Origin of the sequence: Streptomyces sp. NPDC093064 (assembly GCF_044754605.1) — a bacterium.
GTDB lineage: Bacteria > Actinomycetota > Actinomycetes > Streptomycetales > Streptomycetaceae > Streptomyces.
In genome coordinates this window covers 34,604-42,177 of sequence record NZ_JBIVPK010000057.1, presented here as the reverse complement: position 1 = coordinate 42,177, position 7,574 = coordinate 34,604, and the positions used below count along the sequence as shown (strand labels likewise).

Annotated in this window: 7 protein-coding genes and 3 pseudogenes; 2 read left to right on the top strand and 8 right to left on the bottom strand. The window is 66.9% G+C overall.

Annotated elements, in window-relative coordinates; translation table 11 throughout:
* Window positions 1-164: 164 nt before the first annotated feature.
* From ACIQFZ_RS37375 to ACIQFZ_RS37365, 3 genes and pseudogenes are all read right to left on the bottom strand, one after another.
* On the bottom strand, window positions 165-581 hold the full coding sequence (locus tag ACIQFZ_RS37375) for an excalibur calcium-binding domain-containing protein (RefSeq protein ID WP_365434273.1): 417 nt from the start codon (window positions 579-581) through the stop codon (window positions 165-167).
* A gap of 471 nt (window positions 582-1,052) precedes the next feature.
* The gene (locus tag ACIQFZ_RS37370; RefSeq protein WP_383064183.1) at window positions 1,053-1,841 is read right to left on the bottom strand and encodes a calcium-binding protein; all 789 of its coding nucleotides are present in this window, start codon (window positions 1,839-1,841) and stop codon (window positions 1,053-1,055) included.
* Window positions 1,842-1,949: 108 nt separating this feature from the next.
* Window positions 1,950-2,135: pseudogene (locus ACIQFZ_RS37365) on the bottom strand (hypothetical protein); the annotation flags it as partial.
* A gap of 255 nt (window positions 2,136-2,390) precedes the next feature.
* Between ACIQFZ_RS37365 and ACIQFZ_RS37360 the strand changes: the two are divergent.
* On the top strand, window positions 2,391-3,983 hold the full coding sequence (locus tag ACIQFZ_RS37360; protein ID WP_383064188.1) for an FAD-dependent oxidoreductase: 1,593 nt from the start codon (window positions 2,391-2,393) through the stop codon (window positions 3,981-3,983).
* 70 nt (window positions 3,984-4,053) lie between these two features.
* Here the strand turns inward: ACIQFZ_RS37360 and ACIQFZ_RS37355 are convergent, their stop codons facing one another.
* From ACIQFZ_RS37355 to ACIQFZ_RS37335, 5 genes and pseudogenes are all read right to left on the bottom strand, one after another.
* A complete protein-coding gene (locus ACIQFZ_RS37355) occupies window positions 4,054-4,308 on the bottom strand; it encodes a zinc ribbon domain-containing protein (RefSeq protein WP_402693332.1) in 255 nt (84 codons plus the stop codon).
* A gap of 14 nt (window positions 4,309-4,322) precedes the next feature.
* A pseudogene (locus ACIQFZ_RS37350) lies at window positions 4,323-4,442 on the bottom strand (helix-turn-helix domain-containing protein); the annotation flags it as partial.
* 210 nt (window positions 4,443-4,652) lie between these two features.
* Window positions 4,653-5,522, bottom strand: a complete 870-nt coding sequence (locus tag ACIQFZ_RS37345) for an LLM class F420-dependent oxidoreductase (RefSeq protein WP_365428961.1) — start codon at window positions 5,520-5,522, stop codon at window positions 4,653-4,655.
* A 48-nt stretch (window positions 5,523-5,570) separates the two neighbouring features.
* Window positions 5,571-6,113, bottom strand: coding sequence for a GIY-YIG nuclease family protein (locus ACIQFZ_RS37340; protein WP_365428958.1), 543 nt, complete (start codon window positions 6,111-6,113; stop codon window positions 5,571-5,573).
* 535 nt (window positions 6,114-6,648) lie between these two features.
* A pseudogene (locus tag ACIQFZ_RS37335) lies at window positions 6,649-6,864 on the bottom strand (catalase); the annotation flags it as partial.
* Window positions 6,865-6,984: 120 nt separating this feature from the next.
* Here ACIQFZ_RS37335 and ACIQFZ_RS37330 point away from each other — a divergent pair.
* Window positions 6,985-7,554, top strand: a complete 570-nt coding sequence (locus tag ACIQFZ_RS37330) for a TetR family transcriptional regulator (RefSeq protein WP_365776214.1) — start codon at window positions 6,985-6,987, stop codon at window positions 7,552-7,554.
* Window positions 7,555-7,574: the final 20 nt, after the last annotated feature.

The following is a 7,574-nucleotide window of genomic DNA, read 5'->3' as shown; positions in this document are numbered from 1 at the left end:
CACCCGCGCGGAACCGAAGACGAACTTCGCGCCCGACTCACCGATCCGATCATGGACCGATTACCCGGCCAAGGCTGCGTGACGAGCCACTAGCTGCCCCCAGCCCGCCCCGTGCCACACTGCTTGTAGGCCCCGCCACGCATCCCCCGTCGTGGTGGGGCCTTTCACTCGTAGCCGACGCCGTCGCGGTCGAGGTGCGGGCCGTAGCCGGGCTCACCACGGTGGACGGGCGCAGCACCGGTGGCACGCGCGGCGGCGCAGTTCCGGTAATAGACGCTACCGCCCTCACCGCTACTGCTGCCGCTGCCGCTTCCTCCGCTGCTACCGCTGGCGGGCTTGGCAGTGACAGTCTCCGTCACAGTGGGCGCCGGCTCAGGCGTGGGAGTGGCGGCCGCCGTCGCGGTGACCGTCACGGTGGGCTGGGGGCTGGCTGCCGCGGGCTTCGCGTCGTCTTTGCGTTGGCTGCCGCTGCTGCCGATACCGGCGCCAAGGATGAAGGCGAGGCCGAGCGCGGGCCCCACGTACCGTTTCCGCGCCCACTTCGGTGCGGGCCGGGCCGGTGCAGTGTACAGGTTGGTCATGACGTTCCTCTGGGTGATCGTCGGAGCGCCGACCGTAGCGGGCGAGCAAAGAGAATGCGCGCCTCTGGAGGAGGAGTCACCGGTTCGTGGCAGTCAGCCGACTTCGCCCCGCTCCTTCATAGTTGAGGACGGGGCGGTCATACAGCGCGGCGGGTCTCTTAATGACCGTGAGTGGTCGCCGGAGGCATGCTGGTTCCGGGCTCCACCGAACTCGGGTGCAAAGCGGGATGTGAGGACGCGGTGCGCGGTGGCAGACAGGGGTGGCGACGGAGGCGGATGTCCCAGGCCTGCGTTCGGTTACTGCGGTGCGGCTGGCAGGCTTGGGGGACACCGAGATCGTCGATCAACTTGGAGAGCGCGAAGGGATGCAGCGGCTGACCGGCCCGCCGGCCGGGAAACAGCCAGGGCTCAAGAATGCCCAGAAGCCTGGGCCTTCCGCGCTTGCTGGAGAGTAGATGACCCTCCCGAGGGTTACTTCACGTCGACGTAGTCTGCCGCGGAGGCGACCGCCGGGGTGGTGGACGTGCCTGCGAAGGAGTAACGGAAGTAGCCGTCCGCCGTGGCCTTCGTCGTCGTCCTCAGGTTGCCCTTGCTGTCCGTCGTGACGGTCTTGAGGGTCTTGTAGGTGCTGGTGCCCTTCTTCTTGAACTGGAGCTTAACCGGCTGCTTGGCGTAACCCCCGTACTTGTAGGTCTCCCAGTTGGCGCGGGTCAGGGCGCCCGTGACGGTGATCGTCTTGTTCTTCTTCACCGGTTCCGGCGAGGCGTTGACCGTCAGCTTGGAGTTGCGCAGGACCTTCGCCTTGGCGGCGGAATCCTTGGTTATGTAGTCACCGTCGTTGGCCAGGGCGTGGGCTCTCACGGTCCAGGTCCCGGCCGTGGTGTTGTCCTGGGGGTGGATGCGCGGATTCATTTTCAGCGTGTAGGTGCAGGTGGTCGTGGTGAAGCTCTGGCGCACGCACTTGCCCGCGATGTTGTCGGGCATCACGAGACCGTAGTAGTCGCCGTTCGGGAGGGGCGTGTGCCACATGACCGGGAAGGAGTTTCCGACCTCGATGCCCGAGTCGTCCGTGGCGGTCACCGCGATGGTGAACGTCTTTACGTCCGTGGTCCCCAGGACGATGTCCTTCCCTCCGTTGACGACCACCTTCGTGATCTTGATGTCGCCCGAGAAGTCATCCGCCTGGGCGGCCGCCGGAATCGTGAGCGCGGACAGGGCGAGGGCCCCGGCGAAGCCTGCCACGGTGGTGCGGTGATGCATGAAGGCGTATCCCCCATGTTCCAGCGCCTCAGGAACGCCCCGAGGCGGAGCCGAGAGTTGATGGCCTTCGTCGACCAGGACCAGGGCAAGGCGGGTGCTCAGGTCGGGCATGTGGCGGAGCAGCAGATCCAGCTTTTCGCTGGTGACCACCAGGACGTCGGTGTAGTCCAGCAGTTGGGTTTCGTAGCGGACGTACTCGGTCCCTCCGAAGAGAGCGGAGACCCTCAGGCCGACGAGCTCCAGGCTCTCGGCCAGGTACCGTTCAACCCGGGCGGCCAGGGCCCGGGTCGGCACGACGTAGACGGCCAGGCGCGGTTCGTCCCACCAGGAGCGGGCCGCGCGCGGGCGGGGCGTCGGTCTTGTCGGCCCTGATGGCCGGACGGCGGCCCTCTGGGCGTGTGTCTGAGCTGTTTGGCGGTGCGTCTCTCGTCCTTTCGTGTGGTGGGCTTGGCGGGTGGGAAGCCGGCGGGATGGCACCGGTCGACGATCAACGAACTGGTCGATGGGATCGCAGGTGAGCCTGCGACCGCTGCATGAAGGTAGGTCACTGTGATCGACAGGCGGGACGTGCTGCGGGCAGGCGTGTTGGGCACCGTTGGTGGGGCGCTGGGGCTTCAGGTATCGGAGAGTGCGGCTGCGGTAGCTGAAGCCGCAGGGCAAGTTGGCCGTCGGGACTGGGAGCGGTTGGCTGATGCTCTGTCCCCTGGGGCCACCCTCTACCGGCCGGGTGGCTCTGTATACCCGTCGCTGGCCTTGCCGTTCAACCACAGGTACGCCGGAATTCGGCCTGCCGGCATCGTTGCCTGCGCGACTACCGGGGACGTGTGTGCAGCGATCCGCTGGGCTCGCGCGGCAGGGCTGCACGCCGTACCGCGCTCCGGGCTGGGACACAACTACGCCGGGTATTCGACCACCACGGGCCTGCTGCTGAATATGGCCCGTATGAGGAGCATCGTCTCCACCCCGATGCCGGGCGGTGCCCGCCGTCGGGTCTACGGGCCGATGAAGGTCGTACACGACGCCGGTACCGTCACCGTAGGGGCCGGGGTCACCAATGGCGACCTGCATCCGCTGTTGGAGGACCACGGCATGTTCGTGCCGACCGGCCGTTGCCCCAGCGTCGGGGTCGCGGGGCTGGTGCTGGGCGGCGGTATCGGCTTCAGCGACAAGATGTTCGGCCTGACCTGCGACCGGCTCGTTGCCACGACCGTCGTGCTCGCCGACGGACGCGCGGTCAAGGCCAGCAAGGACTCGCACCCCGACCTGTTCTGGGCCTGCCGCGGCGGAGCTGGCAACAACTTCGGTGTCAACACCTCGTTCACCTTCCGGTACGAGCAGTTCGAGGGCACCGTGGGGTTCTACCAGCTCCGCTGGAGCCTGGACTCCGTACTGCCAGTGATCGCCGCCGCGCAGCACATCGCCCAGGACACCGTGAACGACAAGCGCTTCCATCTGCGTCTGGGCATCGGGACCAACGGGATGACCAGGACACAGATCCATGCGAACGCCAACGTCAACGCCATCGGCCAGTACTACGGCACTGTCCAGGAACTGCGTGCCATCCTCGCCCCGCTACTCGAGATCGGCACGGCTGAGGAACGCACCCGCAACAGCACGTCCGTCCGTCAGGTCACCCCCGGTCAGGCGAGCGTACTGCTGAGCGCCACCACACCAGTCGAACGCTTCGCCACCAAATCGGCGATCCTGAACTCCCGCACACTCCTGACCGATCAACAGGTCAGCGCGGCAGCCAAGCGCCTGCTGGACTGGCCTGGCAGCGGCAACGAGGACGGAGCCGGGTTCGCAATGTTCGCCCTCGGCGGTGAGATCAACCAGGTACCACCGAACGCGACCGCGTTCGTACACCGAAACGACCTCTTCGTCTTCGCCGCCGAGACCTCGTGGGCAGACTCCGACCTCCCCGGCGTCGCCGAAGCCAATCTCCACTGGATCAAGCAGTTCTACGACGACATCTTCCCGGACAAGTCACCCGAACAGGCGTACCAAAACTTTCCCGACCCGACACTGAAGAACTGGCGGCAGGCCTACTACGGCACGAACTACCCCCGCCTGGTCCACGTGAAGCGGAAGTATGACCCAACCGGCTTCTTCCACTACCCGCAAGCGATCGGCACGCATTGAGCCGAATCGGCCAGGTTTCCTATCGGATGGGGTTTTGACTTCCTCCCCGGGCTGAAGCTCGGGGATTCCCCTATGAGGGGGTTCGGCCGGTCGCCCGGATTACAGGTTCCTGCTTCACGGACCGGCTGGTGCCAGGGTCTCCACAGGCTGAGACCGCATGTCCTGCGGCCTTGATGTTCTTCGCGGCGTTCACGTCGGCATGGTCGCGGTGTCCGCAGCCTCGGGCTTTGCACCGGAAGACCGCTTGGCTCTCGCGGTTTCCTTCGGTGACGAAGCCGCAGGCGGAGCAGCGCTGCGACGTGTACGCGGTACGTAGTTCATCCACGCCCCGCGCCGCCGATATTCCCGACGCTGCTCCAGGGCCGTGTTCCACACCGACCGGCAGATATCGCCGAACTCCTCACACATCTCCCCTTGTTCAGGCGAGAGATCGAGCAGGTAGCGTCGACCGGACAACATGAGTGCACCCCCCTTCAACTGGTGCGATCAACCTAGTGCACACCACTGACAACGCAGAGAACTCCGCCGCTGCGCGGCCCCGCGCCAAGGATGAGCTAACCCCGACCTGAAGAACGGGGCTAGCGCTGAAGAGATCCGGTCAGTCATCTTGGTCATGGGGACGCCTTGTGGGCGTGAAAGCATGTGGGCTGGTGCCCCGACGGACCTCGGTCACTCCTTCCGATGAATCCACGTCCGGGCGAGTTCCGCGACCCAAGTGGCCGCCGCGTCGGGAGCGGGCGGGGGTGCGCCGACGACCACGAGTTCTGTGACGCCCGCTGCAGCAAGGGCGGGCAGGTGCTCAGGTGTGCCGTCGCTGGACGCGACGGCAACCGCGAGTTCGTCGAAGGCGCGACCGTGGCGGGCGCACTCGTCGGCGAGGGTGGCGACGCGCGAGCTGACGTCGGCTGCCGGGATGTTGAAGCCGTACCAGCCGTCGGCGAGCGTGACCGCGCGGCGCAGGGCGGCGTCGCTGTTGCCGCCGACCACGACCGGGAGTCGGCCGCCGCGCAGCGGCTTCGGGTTGACCCGGATCGCGTCGAAGCGGGTGAACTCCCCCGCGAAGGAGGCTGGATCCTCGGTCCAGAGGGTGCGCATCGCGGCGAGGTACTCATCGCTGCGCCGCCCGCGCCTGGTGAAGGGGACTCCGAGCGCTGCGAACTCCTCGGCCGACCAGCCGACACCGACACCGAGGGTGAACCGTCCGGCTGAGAGCACGTCGAGTGTGGCGGCCTGTTTGGCGACCACGAGCGGGTTGTGCTCAGGCAGTAGGAGCACGCCGGTGGCGAGCTCGATCCGGCTGGTGACCGCTGCTGCGAAGCTCAGGGCGAGCAGCGGATCCAGCCAGTCCGCGTCTGCGGGCACGGGGATCCGGCCGTCGGTGGAGTAGGGGTACGGGGAGACGGGCGCGTCCACGAGCACCACGTGCTCGCCGCACCACAGCCTGGCGAAGCCGTGTATCTCCGCGGCTGTGGCCACCGCCCGGATGACTTCCGGACGGGCACCGTCACCGATGCCGAGCGCGTGCAACCCCACCCGCATCCGCCACCTCCTGGCGTCACCCTAGGGCGTAATGTGCTCGCCGACCGGCTACGCCCCACCGGAAGCACTCCCGTAAAACCGCGCCCGCGCCTCCTTGACCGCATCGAGAGCGGCACCCCACCCCGCACCATCGACGTTGAGCGGCGGACCCAACAGGGAGATCAGCTCTCCCTCCACCGAGAGCGGATGGGGGTGCTCGACCCAGGTAAGCGCGAGGTGCTCGTGCATCCACTCGGTGAGACGCTGCTCGTCCTCCGGCACGAGGACCACCCGGTCGGTCCACACCGTCCGGTAGTCCTCGGTGGGCATGAGTAGCCCCGCCAGCGTCCGGCGCAGCGTCGAACTACCGGAGCGCCTCAGGTGGTTCGAGCTGATACGGCTCCGCAGATGGGTGGCCTTGCCGAGATAGAGCAGCCGGCGCCCGGGATCCGCGGAGTTCTCGGGCCCGGCGAACGACGGCAGAACGTTCGGCGGCGCCCACCAGGCATACAGCCCCGAGGTCTTCGGTAGCGCAGCCGCCGCCTCGGACAACGTGCGCGGTGACGTGAACAAGGCTGCGATGGCCCGTTGCACGGCCGTCTCCTCCGACATGACCGCAGAATAGGGGCCCTGCTGAACACACACCTCAAAGTCCGCTGGATTCGTTCCGCCGAGACGATGCGCGCGCTCCTCGCGAAGTCCGAGCGGTGCTTACCGGAACGCGACTCACGCCTCCACCCGGGCTCAAATCAGTGTCCGCCCCTGCCCCGGCTACCCCGCCCCCGACCGCGAGTACATCCACTGTCATCGCGAGCAGGTATTCAAGCACGCCAGCACAGGCTGAGTGGGACGAGTTAAGCACCGCAAGCCCTTGGCCGGCCCTTGCAGGATCGGCCGGTGTGCCAGGAACCGTAGGCATCGGAGGCGGTGCCCTGTCCTGCCCCTCCGTCCCCACCACCAGAACGGAGACCTCCCGGCGTCGGCGGGAAGGACGTGCGTGAACAAGCTACTCCGGCACGGGAGTACGCCTTCCGGCGCCGGGATGCTCCGGGAGCAGAGCATTGGCGGAAGTAACCTCGCGCCATGCCGATGACCTGGTACAGCGAGCACACTGGGGTGACTTAGAAGAGCAGGACTGGGGAGTGGAGTTCACCGGGTTGGCGTTGAGGGTAAGCAGGCCGATCGGTAGTACCGGCGCCAGTTCCTCCGGGACGATCTTGGTGGGATCGAGAAGGTCGATGCCCTGGAACGTCTGGTCGGGGGTGTCGGGGAAGGTCTGGATGCTCAGTTCCAACTGGGGGAACGCGCCTGCCTCGATCGCGTCCGCCAGGTCCCGGCGGTGGAAGTCCGGGTCCAGACCGCTGCGACAGCCGCCGCGGACCACTTCGCCCCGTGATGTGGCCGCCGCCCGCCCTTGTCGTACGAACGTTCTTAAGGTCTGGTAAGTCGCTGCAGGGTGCCAATCGCGAGGAGTCCTGAGCCGATGAGTGCCGTATCGCGGCGAACCGAGCCGCAACGACGAGACCGCATCCTGGCCGTGACACTGGACACCATCGAGGAGCGGGGGCTGAGCGGCGCGACGTACCGCACCATCGCCGCGGCAGCCGACGTGCCTCTCGGGTCGATGACCTACCATTTCCCGAACCGGGACGATCTGATCTTCATCGCGTTCGAGCGCTTCGCGAACGATCTCTTCTCACCGCTCGACGAGTCCATGGGAGATCTCGAACCTGGCGAGGACCCTCTTGAGCGCCTCGTCCAGATGATCGTCGCGGACTCCCGCGACCGCAGGCGCGACATGGTACTGCTGGCCGAGCTGTATGTTCTGGCGATCCGCGACGAACGCTACGCCGAACTGATGCGGCAGTGGATGCGACGTGCCAAGGACGCCATCTCCCGCCACATCCACGGCGTCAGCGGTCACGTCATCGACGCCGTGCAGGAAGGCATCGGCCTGCAACGGTACTTCCTGCCACAGGAGTTCACCGAGGACGTCGTCCGCCGCACCCTCCACGACCTCATCCCCAAAGCACACAGGGCCCGCACACCTTGAACCAGACACCCGCGTTCCGG